Source organism: Polaribacter litorisediminis (assembly GCF_019968605.1).
In the GTDB taxonomy this organism is placed as follows: Bacteria; Bacteroidota; Bacteroidia; order Flavobacteriales; family Flavobacteriaceae; genus Polaribacter; species Polaribacter litorisediminis.
This window is the reverse complement of record NZ_CP082966.1, coordinates 4,134,590-4,153,191: the sequence shown is the minus strand read 5'-3', so window position 1 is coordinate 4,153,191 and position 18,602 is coordinate 4,134,590. Positions and strand designations below refer to the sequence as shown.

At 30.4% G+C, this 18,602-nt stretch carries 15 protein-coding genes; 8 read left to right on the top strand and 7 right to left on the bottom strand.

Features of this window, described 5'->3' with window-relative positions; all coding sequences use genetic code 11:
- Positions 1 to 4 precede the first annotated feature (4 nt).
- From K8354_RS17730 to K8354_RS17720, 3 genes are all read left to right on the top strand, one after another.
- Positions 5 to 541, top strand: coding sequence for an RNA polymerase sigma factor (locus K8354_RS17730; protein WP_223447724.1), 537 nt, complete (start codon positions 5 to 7; stop codon positions 539 to 541).
- Positions 541 to 1,830, top strand: coding sequence for a porin family protein (locus tag K8354_RS17725; protein ID WP_223443976.1), 1,290 nt, complete (start codon positions 541 to 543; stop codon positions 1,828 to 1,830). The genes K8354_RS17730 and K8354_RS17725 overlap by 1 nt, the downstream gene beginning before the upstream one ends.
- A 1,036-nt stretch (positions 1,831 to 2,866) precedes the next feature.
- Positions 2,867 to 3,286: a hypothetical protein gene (locus tag K8354_RS17720; protein WP_223443975.1), complete on the top strand. Its 420-nt coding sequence runs from the start codon at positions 2,867 to 2,869 to the stop codon at positions 3,284 to 3,286.
- On the opposite strand, the gene K8354_RS17715 is transcribed toward K8354_RS17720, so the two are convergent.
- Positions 3,274 to 4,347 carry an isoaspartyl peptidase/L-asparaginase family protein gene (locus K8354_RS17715; protein ID WP_223443974.1) on the bottom strand — a complete coding sequence of 358 codons (1,074 nt, stop codon included), beginning with the start codon at positions 4,345 to 4,347 and terminating at the stop codon, positions 3,274 to 3,276. The genes K8354_RS17720 and K8354_RS17715 overlap by 13 nt on opposite strands.
- A 111-nt stretch (positions 4,348 to 4,458) precedes the next feature.
- On the opposite strand from K8354_RS17715, the gene amaB reads away from it, so the two are divergent.
- Positions 4,459 to 6,000 carry an L-piperidine-6-carboxylate dehydrogenase gene (gene amaB, locus K8354_RS17710; protein ID WP_223443973.1) on the top strand — a complete coding sequence of 514 codons (1,542 nt, stop codon included), beginning with the start codon at positions 4,459 to 4,461 and terminating at the stop codon, positions 5,998 to 6,000.
- 61 nt (positions 6,001 to 6,061) lie between these two features.
- Here amaB and K8354_RS17705 read toward each other — a convergent pair whose 3' ends face one another.
- From K8354_RS17705 to K8354_RS17695, 3 genes are read right to left on the bottom strand one after another with little or no spacing between them, the layout of a single operon-like run.
- Positions 6,062 to 7,192, bottom strand: a complete 1,131-nt coding sequence (locus K8354_RS17705) for a hypothetical protein (RefSeq protein ID WP_223443972.1) — start codon at positions 7,190 to 7,192, stop codon at positions 6,062 to 6,064.
- Positions 7,173 to 7,697 carry a hypothetical protein gene (locus K8354_RS17700; protein ID WP_223443970.1) on the bottom strand — a complete coding sequence of 175 codons (525 nt, stop codon included), beginning with the start codon at positions 7,695 to 7,697 and terminating at the stop codon, positions 7,173 to 7,175. The genes K8354_RS17705 and K8354_RS17700 overlap by 20 nt, the downstream gene beginning before the upstream one ends.
- Complete coding sequence (locus K8354_RS17695) at positions 7,687 to 8,229, bottom strand: RNA polymerase sigma factor (protein ID WP_223443968.1); 543 nt, start codon at positions 8,227 to 8,229, stop codon at positions 7,687 to 7,689. The genes K8354_RS17700 and K8354_RS17695 overlap by 11 nt, the downstream gene beginning before the upstream one ends.
- A gap of 338 nt (positions 8,230 to 8,567) precedes the next feature.
- Here K8354_RS17695 and K8354_RS17690 point away from each other — a divergent pair, with 338 nt between their 5' ends.
- The 4 genes from K8354_RS17690 to K8354_RS17675 all read left to right on the top strand — a co-directional run bounded on the left by K8354_RS17690 (position 8,568) and on the right by K8354_RS17675 (position 12,069).
- Complete coding sequence (locus K8354_RS17690; RefSeq protein WP_223443966.1) at positions 8,568 to 9,149, top strand: HupE/UreJ family protein; 582 nt, start codon at positions 8,568 to 8,570, stop codon at positions 9,147 to 9,149.
- A 144-nt stretch (positions 9,150 to 9,293) separates the two neighbouring features.
- On the top strand, positions 9,294 to 9,719 hold the full coding sequence (locus tag K8354_RS17685) for a deoxycytidylate deaminase (protein WP_223443964.1): 426 nt from the start codon (positions 9,294 to 9,296) through the stop codon (positions 9,717 to 9,719).
- Positions 9,712 to 11,289 (top strand): S41 family peptidase, encoded by a 1,578-nt coding sequence (locus tag K8354_RS17680; RefSeq protein WP_223443962.1) that lies wholly within the window; start codon positions 9,712 to 9,714, stop codon positions 11,287 to 11,289. The genes K8354_RS17685 and K8354_RS17680 overlap by 8 nt, the downstream gene beginning before the upstream one ends.
- A gap of 15 nt (positions 11,290 to 11,304) precedes the next feature.
- Positions 11,305 to 12,069, top strand: coding sequence for a UDP-2,3-diacylglucosamine diphosphatase (locus K8354_RS17675; RefSeq protein ID WP_223443959.1), 765 nt, complete (start codon positions 11,305 to 11,307; stop codon positions 12,067 to 12,069).
- Positions 12,070 to 12,117: 48 nt separating this feature from the next.
- Here K8354_RS17675 and K8354_RS17670 read toward each other — a convergent pair whose 3' ends face one another.
- The 3 genes from K8354_RS17670 to K8354_RS17660 all read right to left on the bottom strand — a co-directional run bounded on the left by K8354_RS17670 (position 12,118) and on the right by K8354_RS17660 (position 18,473).
- Entirely contained in the window at positions 12,118 to 15,027 is a 2,910-nt protein-coding gene (locus tag K8354_RS17670) for a TonB-dependent receptor (RefSeq protein ID WP_223443957.1), read from the bottom strand.
- A gap of 320 nt (positions 15,028 to 15,347) precedes the next feature.
- Positions 15,348 to 17,558 carry an ABC transporter permease gene (locus tag K8354_RS17665; RefSeq protein ID WP_223443955.1) on the bottom strand — a complete coding sequence of 737 codons (2,211 nt, stop codon included), beginning with the start codon at positions 17,556 to 17,558 and terminating at the stop codon, positions 15,348 to 15,350.
- Positions 17,559 to 17,567: 9 nt separating this feature from the next.
- A complete protein-coding gene (locus tag K8354_RS17660) occupies positions 17,568 to 18,473 on the bottom strand; it encodes an ABC transporter ATP-binding protein (RefSeq protein ID WP_223443954.1) in 906 nt (301 codons plus the stop codon).
- Positions 18,474 to 18,602 lie beyond the last annotated feature (129 nt).

Below are 18,602 nucleotides of genomic sequence, written 5' to 3'. Positions count from 1 at the left end.
AAGCATCAAACTCGAAGCACTTATACAAAAATGTTGTGAGCAAGATTTAGATGCTCAATCTAAAGTTTATCAGCTTTATGCTGATAAGCTTTTTGGTGTTTCTTTAAAATATTCTAGAAATTACCAAGATGCAGAAGACAATCTACAAGATAGTTTTTTAACAATTTTCGATAAAATTAAACAATACAAACACAACGGATCTTTTGAAGGTTGGTTAAAACGGATTACCATTCATACCGCTTTAAAAAAATATAGAGAAAAAACACCCTTACAAATTGTAAAAGAAGTTGCTAATGAATCTGAAAATGAAGCGTTCAATTTAGAAGAAACCCTTTTTAGCATGGATGTTTTACTTGGTTTTGTGCAGCAGTTACCCGATAGATATCGATTAATTTTTAATTTATATGTGCTTGATGAGTACTCTCATAAAGAAATTGCAAGCTTGTTAAAAATTTCTGAAGGAACTTCAAAATCAAACTTATCTAGAGCAAAAAAAATTTTAAAAGAGAAAGTAGAAATCCATCAAAAAAAGTTTACTTAATGGATCAAAAAAAAATAGATGAACTGTTTCAAAAACAGTTGCAAAATTTAGAAACTGCACCAAATAAAAGAGTTTGGAGCCATATTGAAACGAAACTTAAAAAGAAGAAACGCCGTATGTTTCCTTTTTGGTTATTTTCAACGGGTGTGGCTTCTATAGTTGTTTTAGTTTTTTTTATTTTTCCTTTTTTAAAGGATGAAAACCAAAATACAAAAAGTAATTCTGATGAAATAATTACGATAACTCCCAAAAAAACAAAAAATTTAGAGGATAAAATTGATGCGATCATCATAAATAAAAACATAAAAGAAGAAGTTCTCATCACTAAAAAAGATGTGCGTTTAAAAAATCAAAAAAATAAAGAAAACGCTGTTATCGCAAAAAAAGAAAAAGAAGTTCCTATTCCTAAAAGGCTCATTAAAAATCTTGCGCCAAAACCTTTGAAAATTCAGGTGAACATAGCTTCACTTCAAGAAAAAAGTATCATTGAAATCACTAAAAATATACATACAGGATTAGCCTTGAAAAAAATAGATATTACTACTTTTCTAAAGCCAAAAGATTCTTTAAAAGTTGATAAAAAAACTTCAAATCACTGGGCGATTGCTCCTGTTTTCGCCGTTCTAAAATCCAACTCTTTTTCAAACACATCTCCTATTGATGCCAATTTAGCCAACTCTACAAAAGGAGAAAATAGTTTTTCTTATGGTGTGCAAGTTGCTTATAATATCAATAAAAAATGGACGATTCAATCTGGAATTCATCTACAAGAAATGAGTTTTTCTAACAACCAAATCGCTGTTTTTTCTTCTTCACAAACCAATAGCGCTAGTACTGAATTTATAAGTGGAGCTTCTTTTTCTTTTCATAGAAACAATTATGAAAATGCTGGTATTAGTGAAAACTCCATCACCAATGCAATAAGCTATAACGGAAATATAACTCAAAATTATGGGTATGTAGAAATACCTATTGAATTAAAATATAACCTTTCTAATAGTGAAATTTTTAAAACACAAATCGTAACGGGATTCAGTTCATTACTTTTAAATAAAAATAGTATTCGTTTAAATGCCGACAACCTATCAACATCAGGAAAAGCATCCAACTTAAATACGCTCAATTTTAGTGGAAATTTAGGATTTGATTTTAATTACCTTCTCAATAAAAATTGGTCTCTACATGTAAACCCGATGTTAAAAGTTCAATTCAATACTTTTAACGAAAATGCTAATAATTTTGCACCTTTTTATCTAGGAATCTACTCTGGCCTTACCTATCAATTTTAAAAATATGCTTTCTAAAACCCCTAATTATTTGAAATTACTGTATAAGAAAATGATGCTTTTTTTTATATAAAAGTAAATACTAAAGCATAGCTACGGTTTATTTTTTAAATGATGAAGAAAGGAAAAAAGGGCGTTTTATTACGATAAATTCAAGTTGTAGAAGGTATTATATGGTATTCGCTGAAATAGAAAGGGAAAAGGCGCATTTGATGATAGTAATTTAAAATAATCATTGGTATCAACTTCTTAAAATAGTTTAAAGATAAATTTTAACCACTTATCGAAATAGATGAACCTACTTCTCTTTTAGTTTTTAAATTTGAATTTAATTATAAATCATTTTATCGCTATATCGCCGTATTAAATTGTTTCTTTTTCATTTCCTTTTATTAAAAAAAATATATCGTAACGAAGGCTGTGCTAATTCTTTATATAACCGCTTATTGTTCATTTACTGTAATGCTTTTATAACTAGCCTGTCGAATATTTTAGTTCCAAAGTATCGTCCATTTAGCTTATAAAATATCATGAAAAATAAAAAAAAAGACATTTTTACCGATAAAGAGTTCTAAAAACTTAATTGCCACAAAGGTTTTTCTAATAATGCTTTTTGCAAACTCAATAATAGCTCAATATTTTATGCACCTTAATTTTAGAATGACATAGATCATTCCGCACCACTAATACCTTATTTACCTTTGCTTTAAAAAATAAAACAGCGAAACTATTAAAGCTAATAAAGATTGATTAAATAAGATTAGCCTAATTTTTTTAAAACTTATTTTACTATAAAAACATCAATTGATCTAAAAAAAACTTTAAAACAAAAAAATAAAATCAAAGTGAAAAAGTGAATACAGGTAAAGTAATGAGCATTCGACGAATTCTTTTTAATTTCAATAAATCAAAAAATAGCTCAATGTATGTACGTAAAATTGTACATTTAAATTGCGATGCCCTGATAAATACCTGTAAATAGGTATTGTGAAATTTTTAAGTAGTAATTAATTTGTTTGCTTGCAAGTAATTGTAAAAAATGAATTTTATTCCCTCAAATGATATAAGTATTATTCGAATTGAACAACTTATTAAAATTGAAAATAAAAACATGATGGAACTCATTGAAACCACCTATAGAACACTCAGCGGCACCAAGAAATGCATTGAAATTCCTAGTAGAAAACCTACTCAATTTATTATAATGCAAGATAAAAAACCTAAATTTTATGTAGATTTATTTGATCTATCCATAGAATCTAATGCCATGATGAATAGTTTAGTTTTATGCGCTAAAAAACCGATGAAAGTTGTTTTAGCAGCTATCAATAAAAGAAACAACATCAATTTATCAATTTCAAAAATCTCGACATTAGTATTTAAAAAAAAGAAAAAATCTAAAAAAATTGTAATAGCATTAAAGCCTTTACCAGAAGAATGGTTAGATTATTCTTTATAGATTTTCACCACTAAATTTCCTTTTTGGCCCATAGAAGCTCTGTACATCCCAGCTGTATTAAATTCGAAAGACATATTTCCATTCTTGTCTAAAGCAACAACGCCTCCAGTGCCGCCAAGTGCCGTTAATTTATTCTGAATAACATCTTTTGTAGCTTCTTTTAAAGTGCTATTTTTATATTCCATTTGTGCAGAAATGTCATAGGCAACCTGATTTCTTATAAAATATTCTCCCCAGCCGGTAGAGGAAACTCCGCAAGTTTTATTATTAGCATAGGTACCAGAACCAATGATGGGAGCATCACCAATTCGTCCCCATCGTTTGTTTGTCATTCCTCCTGTAGATGTTCCTGCAGCAATATTTCCACTTATATCTAAAGCCACGCAGCCCACTGTTCCGTATTTACTATTTTTTATAATGGGATCATAAAACGCTGCTTTCGCATCATGGTCTAATTCTGATTTTTCTCTATCTTTAATTCTTTGCAAAGATTTAAACCTATTTTCGGTATAAAAATAACTAGGATCCACAATTTCTAATCCTTTTTCTTTTGCAAAGATTGATGCTCCTTTTCCAGAAAGCATAACGTGTTCTGAATCGGTCATAATCTTTATAGCCAACTCAATCGGACTTTTTACATTGGTAACTCCTGCAACAGCGCCTGCGTTTAAAGTTTTACCATCCATAAAAGAGGCATCTAACTCATTTGTACCTTCATGGGTAAAAACAGCTCCTTTTCCTGCATTAAATAATGGCGATTTCTCCATGATTTGAATAGTTTTCATCACAGCTTCTTGACTTGTTCCGCCGTTTTTAAGAATATCATGTCCCGTTCTAATCGCTTCCTCAAGTTTTGCTTTGTATTCTGACTCCTTTTCATCAGACATATTTTTCTTTAAAATAGTTCCTGCTCCACCGTGAATAATAATTGCAAAATCATTTGTTTTTTGTTGATTTTCAGTAATATCTACAGCTATATCAGTGTCGTTACTTTTATCTGAAGTTGGTTTACATCCAAATACAATGGATAAAATAAAGAAAATGGGTAAAAAAATTTTCATGAAAATTTGTTTTATTTTAAACAATAATAGTTGTTTCTGTTAAATTTAATTATGTCTTAAATTATTCGTAATTTCGTCTTGTAATTTAAACAACAAAAACGGAACTACAAAATGACAGACTTTGGAATTAAAGAAGCATTATTAGATTTAGGTTTAAAAGATATAAATAACGGAACTTCTACAGGTTCTCATAACTTTTCTAACGGAAAAATTATTGAATCTTATTCGCCAGTTGATGGAAAACTGATTGGTAAAGTAGTAGCAACATCAAAAGAAGATTATGAAAAAGTGATGGAATCAGCTACAAAAGCTTTTTTATCATTTAGAAATATGCCAGCTCCGCAACGAGGAGAAATTGTTCGTCAATTTGGTAATAAATTAAGAGATTTAAAAGAACCTTTAGGGAAATTAGTTTCTTATGAAATGGGTAAATCTTTACAAGAAGGGTATGGTGAAGTTCAAGAAATGATTGATATCTGTGATTTTGCTGTTGGTTTATCAAGACAATTAAACGGCCAAACAATTCCGTCTGAAAGACCTGGACATGTTATGAGAGAGCAATGGCACCCAATTGGTGTTGTTGGTATTATTTCTGCATTTAACTTTCCGGTTGCTGTTTGGGCTTGGAACACTGCTTTAGCTTGGATTTGTGGAGATGTATGTGTCTGGAAAGGTTCTGAAAAAGCACCTTTATGTACCGTGGCTTGTCAAAATATTATTGCAGGTGTTTTAAAAGAAAATAATTTACCAGAAGGTATTTCTTCTATTATTAACGGAGATTACAAAGTTGGTGAAATGATGACCAATGATACTAGAATTCCGTTAATTTCTGCAACAGGATCTACAAGAATGGGAAGAATTGTGGGTGCAACTGTGGCGCAACGTTTCGGAAAATCTTTATTAGAATTAGGAGGAAACAATGCTATTATTATTACCCCAACTGCAGATTTAAAAGTAGTGGTTCCAGGTGCTGTTTTTGGTGCTGTAGGAACTTGTGGACAACGTTGTACCTCAACAAGAAGGTTGATTATTCACGAATCTGTTTATGATAAAGTAAGAGATGCCATTGTTGGCGCTTATGGTCAAATTAAAATTGGAAATCCTTTAGATGAAACAAAACATGTGGGACCATTAATTGACCATGATTCGGTAAATACCTATTTAGCTGCCATTGAAAAGGCCAAAGCTGAAGGCGGAACTGTATTAGTTGAAGGTGGTGTTTTAGAAGGAGAAGGATATGAAAGTGGTTGCTACGTAAAACCAGCAATTATTGAAGCTGAAAATCATTTTGAAATTGTACAGCATGAAACGTTTGCTCCTATTTTATATCTAATGAAATACTCAGGAGATGTAGAAAATGCAATTGCAAAACAAAATGGTGTTGCACAAGGATTATCCTCTGCAATTATGACCAATGAATTGAAAGAGGCAGAGAAATTTTTGTCTTATGCAGGTTCAGATTGTGGAATTGCCAACGTAAACATCGGAACTTCTGGTGCAGAAATTGGTGGTGCTTTTGGTGGTGAAAAAGAAACTGGTGGTGGCCGTGAATCTGGCTCTGATGCTTGGAAAGTGTACATGAGAAGACAAACCAATACCATTAATTATTCTGATGAATTGCCTTTAGCACAAGGTATTAAGTTTGACCTTTAAGAGATTTTTAGTCTTTAAATAATATGTAAAAACCCAACTTTTTCAGTTGGGTATTTACATATTATTTAATATTTAAAATTCCGTTTTTCAATATCACTTCAATATTTCCTAAAAACGGACTATTTTCTTTTCTTTTTTTCTGAAGAATTTTTGTGAGTTGTTTTTCTTTTGATGCTCCGAATGAAGTTTTAGTTCCATTCATATTTAAAGTTGTATTCAACCCAAAAACATCCATAGAAAAATTAGTTTCTTTAACTTTATAAAGATTGAGCGCTGTATAATCCCCTTTTAAATTAAATTTTGTAAAATTTTTATGGAAGTTATACAAGTAAATTTTACTATCAAAATCTGTAATTGATACATTTTTGCCGATTTCGCCAATTTTTAATCTACAAGTTTCTAAATCAATTTTTGCATTAGAAATAAAACCAATTTTTGCTGGGTACACATTTTTTAATTTATAATTTCCACCTGCAATTTCTTCAGCTTGAAAAAAACCACTAATCAACTCAAATTTATTATTTGCAGACAGTATTTTTTTAAATTTTAATTTTCCTTTAAAAGTATTCGCCATCATTGTTTCTTTAAGATCATAATTAAAAGTGAGATTAGCGTGTAAAGCCTTTATTTCAATTCGCATATAATTTGGTAATCGGATAACAAAACTTTTATGAATATCTTTTTGCTTTTTAATAAAATCATCATTTGCATATTTCTTTTTATTATTAAAGATATAACTGTCTAATTCACTCCCCAAACTATACTTTATTTCATTCATTAAAGAGTCTTTTGTTATATAAACACCTCTGTTTTTTTTATCGTATTTCCAATAACTTGTAATTGCCACTTTAAGAGAATCCATGGAAAGAAGTGGACTTTTACTCATTCCTACATACATGGAATTTTTTACATCCAAAGTAACAATATTTCCTTTTTTTGAAGTTTTTACGTTGACACCTTTTAATATTTTTTGTTTCTTTTCTTTTGGATATCTTATAAAAGTCATGTTGTAATCAAAATGAATTTTATCATCAAAAGATTCTTCAAAAACGATCGCAACATTGTCTAAATCTAAATTTAAAACAGTGTTTTCATCAACCTTAAAACTTTTTTTTAGAATAACTTCTTCTGTCTGTGCAGAAGAAATAGTGACTGATAATAGAAATAAAATACTAAATATATATGGTTTCATTACTTATATTTTTTTGGTTTAACTCGTTAATATGTTCCTGTATATCTTTAACTAATTGCAAACGTCTTTGCAAATTATCGATTAAAGATTGTAGCACATTTATATTGTTTGGAAACTCTTTGAATTGCTTTGTAATTTTTTGATAATCAGTATTTGACTCTTTTAATTTTACTTCATATTTTTTTATCAAAATAGAATCTTTCGCTACTTCCATAAAACGATTCCATTCTTTATCGATACTAATTAAATAATCCTTTTCAATGGATTCCATTTTAATTTCTAAAGATGATTTTTCAGGTGAAGGAATTGTGTTTTTATAAAAATAAGCACAAGTCATCATCAACAAAAAAGAAGCAACAATTTTTAAAGTTTTATACTTCCTTTTTTTATTTTTTTCAGGTTGATGTTTGCCTAACTTTTCTATAAAATCTTCTCGATGATTTTTTGGGATTTCGGTATGAACAAAATCATCTTTAGAAAATAAATCTCTTATATCACGTTCCATATTTTTCAACTTTTAAAAGGTTTCTCAAGGCTAATTTTCCTCTTCTTAAATGTGTTCTTGATGTTTTTATTGGAATTTTTAGAATTGATGCTATTTCTTGATGGTCATAACCTTCCATCAAATATAATTTTATCACTAATTGGTATTTTAAATCAATTTTCTCGATTGCCTCAATAATCTGTTGTTTGCTAATTTTTGGATCGAAATTCCAATCCTCATCATTAGAAATTTCTAGAGGATATTTTTCCAAAGAAACCGTTTCTAATTTTTTCTTTTTAAGTTTATCTATACAAGTATTTATAATAATCGTCTTTAACCAAGCGCTAAAATTTGTGGTCATATCATAATTATTCAAGTTTAAAAAAGCTTTTAAGAATCCGTCTTGCATAGCATCTTTGGCTTCTTCTTCATTTTTTAAATATCGACAAGAAATAGTAAACATGGCGTTGCAATACAAATCGTACAGTTGTATTTGAGCCTTTTGTTTGCCTTTTTTACTTTCTAAAACGAGAAAATTAATTTCTTTAGACATGCTTGTTGGTTGATTCTATTATTAAAAACGAAATAAATTTAAAAAGGTTTCAAAATTGTACGTTAATTTGTTTTTTATGCATATCATTTAGATGCCTCTTTGCAAAAAAGAATTAGAAGATTTGTTTGAAAAACCTGTTTTCTAAAACATAAAGATGAAACAGATCAATATAATTTTTAAAGATTTTATATAAGTATTATACAATTCTCTTTATTCTAGAGCCAAACGCACTTTGTTTTCTTAAATATTTCTAAAAAGCTATAGGATTCATAAGATAATGTCTTTTACTCAATCTACTTTTTAATACCTTTGAAACTTTATAAATTTCATCGTCAATAATGGAAGATTTTCTTTTGTATTTTAAAATGGGTTTAAATCATGTGTTAGATTTTTCTGCGTATGATCATATTTTATTTTTAATTGTTTTAGCGGTTGTTTTCGATCATTTTCAATGGAGAAAAGTAATCTGGCTCGTTACTTTATTTACACTTGGGCATTCTTTAACCTTAGCTTTATCTGCCTACGGAATTCTAAAAATAAGAATTGATATCATTGAATTTTTAATTCCGTTAACTATTTTTATAACAGGGGTTATCAACATTGCAAATGCTAAAACAGGAGCCACAAAAAAAGGGAATATCAATTTAATTTTCGCCCTATTTTTTGGGTTAATTCATGGTTTGGGTTTTTCTAATTATTTTAAAATGATGATTGGCAAAGAAGAAGACAAACTACTTCCTTTAATAGAATTTGCATTAGGTATTGAGCTAGCACAAGTTATTGTTGTTATTGGCATCTTAATTATAGGCATGCTGCTTAAAAGCATTTTTAGGGTAGATCGAAGAGATTGGGTTTTAGTTTGCTCTTCTATCGTAATTGGGTTTTCCATTCAAATGATGGTAGACAGAGTTTTTTGGTAACAGATCTTTATCCTCTTATTTGTTTAAAAATATATTCATACTGTTGTTAAATTGGCATATTTATGCCGTTTAAATGAAGCATGGTTTCTAAATTTTGTCTATTAATTAACGTCTTTATTCTACAAATCTTTTTACTTTCGTTTTATGACAGAAGAAAAGCAATTGAAATATGATAAAGCTTATTTAGCAATGGCGCTAGAATGGGGAAAATTGTCTCATTGCAAGCGCAAACAAGTAGGTGCCTTAATTGTAAAAGATAGAATGATTATTTCTGATGGTTTTAACGGAACACCTACTAACTTTGATAATTGCTGCGAAGACGAAGAAGGCAATACAAAATGGGAAGTTTTACATGCCGAAGCCAATGCAATCTTAAAAGTTGCTTCCTCAACACAATCAGCAAAAAATGCTACTTTATATATAACGCTATCTCCTTGCACGCAATGCAGTAAACTAATACATCAGGCAGGTATAAAACGGGTTGTATATGCAAAAGATTACCGAGATTCTTCTGGATTAAATTTTTTAAAAAAAGCAGGTGTAGAAATTAAGTACTTACCTTATGAATAAAAATAATTTACCAATATATTTTTCACTAGCTGTTATATTAGGCATCTTAATTGGTGTTTTCTTTGGTGGCAGTTCAAATGAAGTGCTTTCTTTTTCTAAAAGTACCTCTCAAGAACAAAAGATAAAAAAACTAATTAATTTTATTGAACAAGATTATGTAGATGATATAAATACAGACAGTTTATTAGACGGTGCCATTACACAAATGCTCGGTAAATTAGACCCACATTCTGTTTATATTCCGAAAGAAAATCAACAAGCCAACATAGAAAATATGCAAGGTAATTTTGTTGGAATTGGGGTTCAATTTAGAATGATAAAAGACTCCATTACGGTTGTTCAACCTATAAAAGGTGGCCCAAGTATAAAAGCAGGAATTAAAGCGGGCGATAGAATTTTAATGGCTGGTTTAGACACCTTGCATGGTAAAAAATTTAGAAGTAACGCCATTCCCAAATATCTAAAAGGAAGACCTAACACGGAAGTTGCCCTTCAAATTTACAGAAAAAGTAACGATTCTCTATTTACAGTTGCTATTAAACGAGGAAATGTAAATATTAAAAGTGTAGATTTAGCCTACATGATCAACGACTCTATAGGCTATATAAAGTTAGATCGTTTTGCAAGAAATACCTACAGAGAATTTAAATCTTCTATGAAAAGTTTAATCGATGAGGGCATGACAGACCTCGTTTTAGACCTACGCGGAAATGGTGGTGGTTTTATTGATATTGCCAATAGAATTATCGATGAGTTTTTAGAAAAAGATAAACTCATGGTTTTTACTAAAAATAACAAGAATAAAATTGAAGAATATTTTGCAACTTCACTGGGGTCTTTTGAAAAAGGTGGTTTGTATGTTTTAATTGATGAAAATTCAGCATCGGCATCAGAAATTGTGGCAGGAGCTTTGCAAGATAATGATAAAGGAACCATTATTGGAAGACGCTCTTTTGGTAAAGGCTTGGTGCAAATAGAAATGGATTTAGGTGATGGTTCTGCTGTTCGATTAACAACTGCAAAATACTACACGCCAACAGGTAGATCCATTCAAAAACCGTATACAAAAGGAGAAAAAAATGATTATTACAAAGATTATCAAAAAAGAATATTGAGTGGCGAATTATTAAGTAAAGACAGTATTCCAGTGATAGATTCTTTGCAATATAAAACCCCAAAAGGTAAAATAGTCTATGGTGGTGGCGGTATTATTCCTGATGTTTTTGTTGGTATTGATACCACCTCTTATATGTCTAATTTTTATTTTAATACGGTTAATAATTTTGCTTTTGATTATGTAGATAACAACCGAAAAGCACTATCAAAGTGGACTGTAGACAGTTTTGTGCCCGATTTTGACACTGACGAAGTTGTTTTAAACGCATATTTATCTGAAATAAAAGACAAGGCGAAACCATCTTATAAAACCAAGCAAAGCATAAAAAAATATTTAAAAGCCTCGATTGCCAACACGCTTTTTGGTGATGTAGGTTTTTATAGAATTATGCATCAAGATGACAAAATGTTGCAAAAAGTATTGGAGTTGGAAAGTAAAAATAAAAAGGAATAGCTTTTCTTTGCAACGATGATTTCAATAACCACTTCCAAAAATAAAAAAGTCTATTTTGCTTCAGACCAGCATTTAGGAGCGCCTACTCATGAAGCAAGTTTTCCTAGAGAAAAAAAGTTTGTTGCCTGGTTAGATGAAATAAAAGAAGATGCAGAAGCTATTTTTTTATTAGGCGATTTGTTTGATTTTTGGTTCGAATATAAAACAGTTGTTCCTAAAGGATTTGTAAGAACCTTAGGAAAGTTAGCTGAAATTAAAGATTCAGGAATTCCTATTTACTTTTTTGTGGGGAATCATGACATGTGGATGCATGATTATTTTAAAAAAGAATTAAACATTCCTGTTTTTCACAAACCCCAAGTTTTTAAGATTAACAATAAAATTTTCTTTATTGGCCATGGAGACGGTTTAGGTCCTAAAGATAATGGCTATAAACGTATGAAAAAAGTGTTTACCTTTCCTTTGTTTAAATGGCTTTTTAGATGGTTACATCCAGATTTAGGTGTTCGATTAGGGCAATATTTGTCTGTTAAAAACAAAATGATTTCAGGTGATGACGATGCCAAATATTTAGGCGAAGAGAAAGAGTGGCTAGTACAGTATTGTAGAAGAAAGTTATCTCAAGCACATTATGATTATTTTGTGTTTGGTCACAGACACTTGCCTTTAGAGGTGCAACTTGAAGAAAATAGTATGTATCTAAATCTTGGCGATTGGATTCAATATTTTACCTATGGTGAGTTCGAAGACAGCTTTAAAATTTTAAAATATAATCAATAAAAAAAAAGCGACAAATTGCCGCTTTTTTTTATCTATTTAAAGTTAATTTTATTTCAAGTTAAAACTTACTCTTGCAAATAAGAAACGACCTCCAATACCAAATTGTTGTGATCTTCTAGACCAGTCAAAACGACCTCCACTTCTGTTTGCTTCAATAGCTCTGTCTGGAAATACATCTAATAAGTTATTAGCCCCAACGGTTAACGTTAAGTTCTCCGTAGCTTTATAACCTAAAGATAAATCAGTTACTATTTTAGATGCAAAATCTTGTTGATTTGCTAGTGTATTTGTAGCTTCAGATACTTCACCAAAATATACATTTCTTAAGAAAACATTAAATTTGCCTGTAGTTAAACTATTTGTTAAGTTTACTTTAGTTCTTGGTACAGCTTCTTCTAAAAATATTCTACTGTCTTCTGGAAAATAAGTACTTTCTAAACCTGCATCCCTTAAAACTTGTGATGAATTGATACCACCTACTTGTCTAGTTTGAGAAAAAGTACCCGCTAAATCTGTTGTTAATCTTGTCTTTGAACCAAGATCTGCTTTATGAGTAATTACAACATCAACACCTTTAGATTCTGTATCAATAGCATTTGCAAAGAAAGAAGCGGCACTAGCATTTGCCTGAATTAACAAACGATCTAACTCGGTACCTGTTCCTGGCCCTCTAAACTGACCTGTATACACAACTCTATCATTTATATTGACCATATAACCATCTACTGTAAACGTAATATTAGATTCTGGCAACTTCGCTGTAAAACCAGCACTAAAACTATTTGAAGTTTCCTCTTTTAACTCAGGAATTCCTAATAACTTGGCTGCTTTACTATCATTGGCAAACGTACCTACTTCCACAGGAATTCCGTCTTGGAAAATAGTTGAAGTAGAATTAAAATTTAATTGATGTAAAGACGGTGCTCTAAAACCAGTATTAAATGAAGCTCTAATTCTAAAATTATCAGAAGCTTTTAAAATAGAGGCTAGCTTAAAGTTTAACGTAGAACCAAAATCTGAATAGTCTTCGTAACGTGTAGCAAAAGTTGTTGAGAAGGTTTCAGAAAACTTTGCATCTAAATCTACATACGCAGCTACACTGCTTCTGCTCCTTGACAATTCATTTTGTGGACCAAACCCAGGAAATACTTGAGACCCTCCAGGTCTAGAATTTCCAAAAAAGTCTTTTAATGGAGTGGTTCCATTAACACCTGTAAACGCTGTTCCATCAGCTTGATATTGCGTATATGAAGCTTCTTCACCCGCAATAATTTCGTAATTTTCTAGTCTGTGTTCTGCACCAAATGCTACTCCAAATCCGTCAAAAGTATCTTCAAAGAAACGGTTTACGTCTAAATTGGTTGTATTTTGTGTGAAAGAAAATCCACCAGCATCAAAAACAGTTGGTGATGCAACACCTTGCGATGCATTGTAAGTATTCCCGATCATATAATCAAAAGCATTCTTACCATAAGCGTTCGAGAAATCTACATTCCAGTCTCCTATTTTACCTTTAATACCCACAGCTAACGATTGATCGGAAACTGTTGAATTAATTTCTGGTAAAAAACCGTTACTGTAAGCAGGTGTAAACGTTCTACTTTGGTTTGGTAATCTATAAAAACCTGCAGAATTACCTGCTCTAGAACTTAAACCTGCAAAAGAGTACAATTCTGTACCATTATCATCTAAAGGCAATTTAAAGTTGGCAAAGAAACGACCTCCACGTACTCTAGATTGACCCACTCTCATGTTTACATCTGTTCTATCAAGACCTCTTGCTGCTAGCTCAGATGCAGTAGCATCTGCTCCTAAAATTGATTGCATTTCAGACAAACCATCGGTAGCAGTTGAGCTATAACCTGCAGTATTTGCAAATCCTTTTAAATCATTTAAAATGGTTGCATAGGCTGCAGAAGCAGGATCTAAACCATTTGCTAGAGACAAAAATCTAGAAGTATCATAATTAGCGGCACTTGCCACACGTTCTACTGCATTGTATCCATTAAAAATAGTTCCTTCCCATTCTTTCATTCTATTGTAGTCTTCACGAACATCAAAATCTCCAGAAAAATTTATTAAGCCACCTTTATCACCTATTGGCAATCCATAACTAGCACTAATGTTGGTTGTTTGACCATCTGAACCACCTGTTTGACCATTTGAATTAGAACTAAAATGAGCTCCAGTAGTCACTACTAAAGACAATTCATTTACGCTTTCATTTAAAACAATGTTAATTACACCCGCAATGGCATCAGAGCCATATTGTGCTGCTGCACCATCTCTTAAAACTTCTATTCTTTTAATAGCAGAAGCTGGAATTGAGTTTAAATCTGTACCTACAGAACCACGTCCAAAAGTACCATTTACGTTGATTAAAGAAGAAGTGTGTCTTCTTTTTCCGTTGATTAATACTAACACTTGGTCTGGTCCTAAACCTCTTAAAGAAGCAGGATCTACGTGATCTGTACCGTCTGAAATAGTTTGTGTATTAGAAGTAAAAGAAGGTGCCACAAAATTTAAAATCTGATTTAAATTTACTTGTGGTGCCATTGCTGTTAATTCTTTAATATCTACAATATCTATCGGCACAGGAGAATCTATCGCTGTTCTATTAGGGTTTCTAGAACCAATAACCACAACTTCCTCTAAAGCATTATCTTCCTGTACAACAATCGTTAAAAAAGAGGTATCCTTTACGTTTACGGTTTTTGTAGCAAAACCCATAGAAGAAATTACAATGTTTGTTGGCAAACTTTTTACATCGAGAGAAAATTCACCCACGTCATTTGAGGTCGTCCCATTAGAAGTTCCTTTTTCTACTATATTCATATACGGCAAAGCTTCGCCAGATGAATCTGTAACTTTTCCTTTTATTGTTTGTGCCGCTAATGTTAGTGGTACCATAAACAAGAAGGAAAATACTAAAAATTTCATTAAGTCTTTTTGTTTCATAATTTTAGAATTTGATTATTTTAATCAAATATCATATTTTTTATTCAAACTTACTATTTAAATTTACTGAAACCTTAATATTTTGTTAATTAACGCTATTTTATTCTTACAAATTATAAGAATAACTCTTTGTTACTTGTATTACGTTCATAAAAAACAGATAGCTTCCAAAACGTCTTAGAAAAACACTTCTTTAAAGATGCAAACTTAGGATGTAACTAATAATCAATTATTTGAATTTAGTGTACCATTGCAGTAGGTACAATTTGTGGGTTAAGCTCTTTTGAAAAAATAGTATTCTTTTGAATAAAAAGTATAAATTATGGTAAATACGTATTTAATAATTCATCAAAAACTTTGCTTGAAGGCCTTACAAAGTCTGAGTTAATTATTTTGCCTTCTTGATCCAATAACACAAATCTTGGGATTGAATTTATAGCATAGGCATCATTCATCTGTTTTATGCTTTCTGGTCGTAATTGTAAAATGCTTTTCCCTTTATTGTTAATATCTACCAACCAATCTTCTTTTTTTACATCTATGTTCATAGAAATAAATTGAATCGGTTTGTTTTTATACATTAATGCTTTTCTTTCATAAAAAGGATCCTCTCTTTTACAGGGCCCACACCAAGAAGCCCAATAATCTATAATTACTATTTTGCCTTTAAAACTATCTAGATTGTATTTTTTTCCATGGGTATCATAGGCTAAAAACTCTGGAGCACTGGCTCCTTTTGACAATCGATTATAATCTTGATATTTAGTAAGTATGAGATCTTTATAACTTTTTTTAGAAATTAAATGTAAATAGGTATCGATTAAAGAATCTCTAACACTCACTAATTCTGCCTCAGACAAACTATTATTTAATTGTCGTAATAACAAGCGATCTTTAAATAAACCTTCGTCCATTTTTTCGATAGCTGCAAAATATTTTTCACTTTCAGAAACTTCTCTATGATCATCTTTAATTAAATCTTCTAGAATGTAGTTTAAGTAGTTATTATTAGATAGTAAGGTTTCATCATTTAAAGGTACGCTATTCTCTAATTTTTTCATATTATCGTTAACAACATAAGGCTTATCTGGATATAAGGTTTGGCGTTTTTTCTTAAAAGAATTCCAATAATTTAAAAATTCAATAGACAGTAGTTTGGTTTGTCTTTCTCTATAATCAGATCTTGGAATAATATTATCCACAGTTCTAATAGCGTTTAATTTTTTCAAACTCTTGTGCCAATCATCGTAAATTCCTTCCATATAAAAATCGGCATCATCAATTTTTAAATTATTTTCTAAATAATAACGATAAGATGTGTAGGTTCTGAAACTATTTTCTTGAATGTTTTCTGAGACTCTTGTCCCTTTTACCGCTAGTTTGTCTTTGGTACCAAATAATTTATAATCTAAATATACACTATCATTTTGTCCAAAATATAGGAGTTTTCTAGTATAATTATCAAATTGTAAGGTATAATAATCTGTATTTAAATTCTGTGTAAATTCTTGTCTAAATTGGTTATTGACAACAGGTATTTTAGCTAAAGTATCGCTCGCTATAATATCAAAAATAATAACAGTATTCACTTCTTTATCAGACGATATTTCTCCTTTAATAATTGTTTTGCTTTTTAGTTCTTGCTGTTTTGGTTTTAAAGTAAAATGGATTACAGTTCCAGAAATCAATAAAACACCTAACAATTTTAATAAGCGCTTATTTTTATAAAAGGCAGTAAAAAATACCTTAAATCGATACCAATTGTAGCCAATATAGAGACTAATAATGGCATATAATAAACTCAGAACTTCTGAGTATGTAAACCAATATCCAAAATCATTACCCTTTGGATACTTGGCAATGTGATGTAATAATTGATACGGATACCAATTCAGTACAATATATAAATCAGAGAGCATTAAAGGTATTAACATGGCTATAAAACCAATAATTATAGGCCAAATAAAACTAGAAATTAATACGGATAAACCATATTGCAACGCAGAAACACAAAGACTTACAAGAAACAATCTTAAACCAACTTCTAAAAAGTCTATTAATGGAAAACTCAATAATTTATCTGAAGCTATTTCAAAAAATAGGGATTCTAAAAAGACAAATAAAAACGTAAAAATCAACAAGGTTGAAATAGCGATAAGATTGCTTGTTAGCAATAAAATATACTTAGAAAAGTAAACAGAAAACTTACTTGTAGGTAAGGTTTCCATTAAGTGCCAGCCTTTATTTTTATGATCTATTTGCGCTATTTTACTAGCAGCATAAATCATAAGTACTGGAAAAAAGAAGAAGACAAAAGGTGATAAAGAGTTTGTTAAATGTTCAAAGTAATAATTCACAGGAATACCTTTGGCTACTTCTTCTCCTTTTAAATGAAAATTTATTTTTACGATAAATCCAATTAAAGGAAGTAACAAACCAATTGCGAAACTTAGGCTAAAAATACCTGAACGTTTCTTTTTTATCAATTCTGTTTTGATGGTCTTAGTAAAGTCTTTATATCTATTTTTCATCAAGCAATATTATTTTGTTAAGGATAAAAACCACTCTTCCAAACCTTCTACAATTTTAAGTTCGTAAAGTGGAATTTCATTTACAACCATAAATTTTGAAAAGGCAGGAATTTCTTCTTTGCTTTTTAGTACAACTTTAAACTGATTTTTACCTTCAGTTTTTGTTGATGGATATGCTGTTTTAATACACTCAAAATGTTTTTTCAAACTAGAAGTTTCTACTAGAATACTGCATCCTTGGGCTCTTTTAGAAAGCGCTTCCATAGTTCCCTCAAAACGAATTTCGCCTTTGTTGATAATACCAATATGTGTGCACATTTTTTCTATTTCAGCTAATAAATGACTCGAAATAAAAATGGTAATTCCTTTTTCTTTGTTTAGTTTTACTAGCAACTCCCTAATATCAGACATTCCTGTTGGGTCTAAACCGTTCACAGGTTCATCTAATAACAATAATTCTGGTTCGCCTAAAAGAGTCATGGCTATTGCCAATCGTTGTTTCATTCCTAAGGAAAAATGTTTCACTTTTTCTTTTCCATTTTCAAGCAAACCAACCAACTCCAGAACTTCAGGTATTTTGGTTTCAGAAATTTCTTTGAGCTCTGTAATACAGCGTAAATTATCGATAGCAGACAAATGTAGATACAAACTTGGAGATTCTACCAAAGCACCAATTTTTGAAAACACATCTGGAATTTGACTATTCAATTCTTTCCCGAAAACGGTAATATTTTTTTCAGTACTCGTTAAAATTCCAGTGAGCAATTGCATGGTTGTAGATTTACCAGCTCCATTTGGACCTAAAAAACCATAAATTGAACCTTTAGGTACATTAATATTTACATTTTTTAACGCTTGTTTTTTCTTAGCATATGAAAACGATAAATTTTCTGTTCTAATTACGAAGTCTTTCATAGCAACAAATGATTTTTTGTAAATATAACATCATGCAGAGTAAAGATTAAAATATTTTGTCTTAAAATTTGTAAATAAAATTTCAATTAAAAGTTGATTTCCTTATCAAACAAACTATTATTTTTGCGG

Excerpts from the sequence above, each read along its gene's own strand:
- K8354_RS17725 (WP_223443976.1), top strand. The coding sequence starts at position 541 with ATGGATCAAAAAAAAATAGATGAACTGTTTCAAAAACAGTTGCAAAAT.
- K8354_RS17720 (WP_223443975.1), top strand. The coding sequence starts at position 2,867 with ATGAATTTTATTCCCTCAAATGATATAAGTATTATTCGAATTGAACAA.
- K8354_RS17715 (WP_223443974.1), bottom strand. The coding sequence starts at position 4,347 with ATGAAAATTTTTTTACCCATTTTCTTTATTTTATCCATTGTATTTGGA.
- amaB (WP_223443973.1), top strand. The coding sequence starts at position 4,459 with ATGACAGACTTTGGAATTAAAGAAGCATTATTAGATTTAGGTTTAAAA.
- K8354_RS17705 (WP_223443972.1), bottom strand. The coding sequence starts at position 7,192 with ATGAAACCATATATATTTAGTATTTTATTTCTATTATCAGTCACTATT.
- K8354_RS17700 (WP_223443970.1), bottom strand. The coding sequence starts at position 7,697 with ATGGAACGTGATATAAGAGATTTATTTTCTAAAGATGATTTTGTTCAT.
- K8354_RS17695 (WP_223443968.1), bottom strand. The coding sequence starts at position 8,229 with ATGTCTAAAGAAATTAATTTTCTCGTTTTAGAAAGTAAAAAAGGCAAA.
- K8354_RS17690 (WP_223443966.1), top strand. The coding sequence starts at position 8,568 with ATGGAAGATTTTCTTTTGTATTTTAAAATGGGTTTAAATCATGTGTTA.
- K8354_RS17685 (WP_223443964.1), top strand. The coding sequence starts at position 9,294 with ATGACAGAAGAAAAGCAATTGAAATATGATAAAGCTTATTTAGCAATG.
- K8354_RS17680 (WP_223443962.1), top strand. The coding sequence starts at position 9,712 with ATGAATAAAAATAATTTACCAATATATTTTTCACTAGCTGTTATATTA.
- K8354_RS17675 (WP_223443959.1), top strand. The coding sequence starts at position 11,305 with ATGATTTCAATAACCACTTCCAAAAATAAAAAAGTCTATTTTGCTTCA.
- K8354_RS17670 (WP_223443957.1), bottom strand. The coding sequence starts at position 15,027 with ATGAAACAAAAAGACTTAATGAAATTTTTAGTATTTTCCTTCTTGTTT.
- K8354_RS17665 (WP_223443955.1), bottom strand. The coding sequence starts at position 17,558 with ATGAAAAATAGATATAAAGACTTTACTAAGACCATCAAAACAGAATTG.
- K8354_RS17660 (WP_223443954.1), bottom strand. The coding sequence starts at position 18,473 with ATGAAAGACTTCGTAATTAGAACAGAAAATTTATCGTTTTCATATGCT.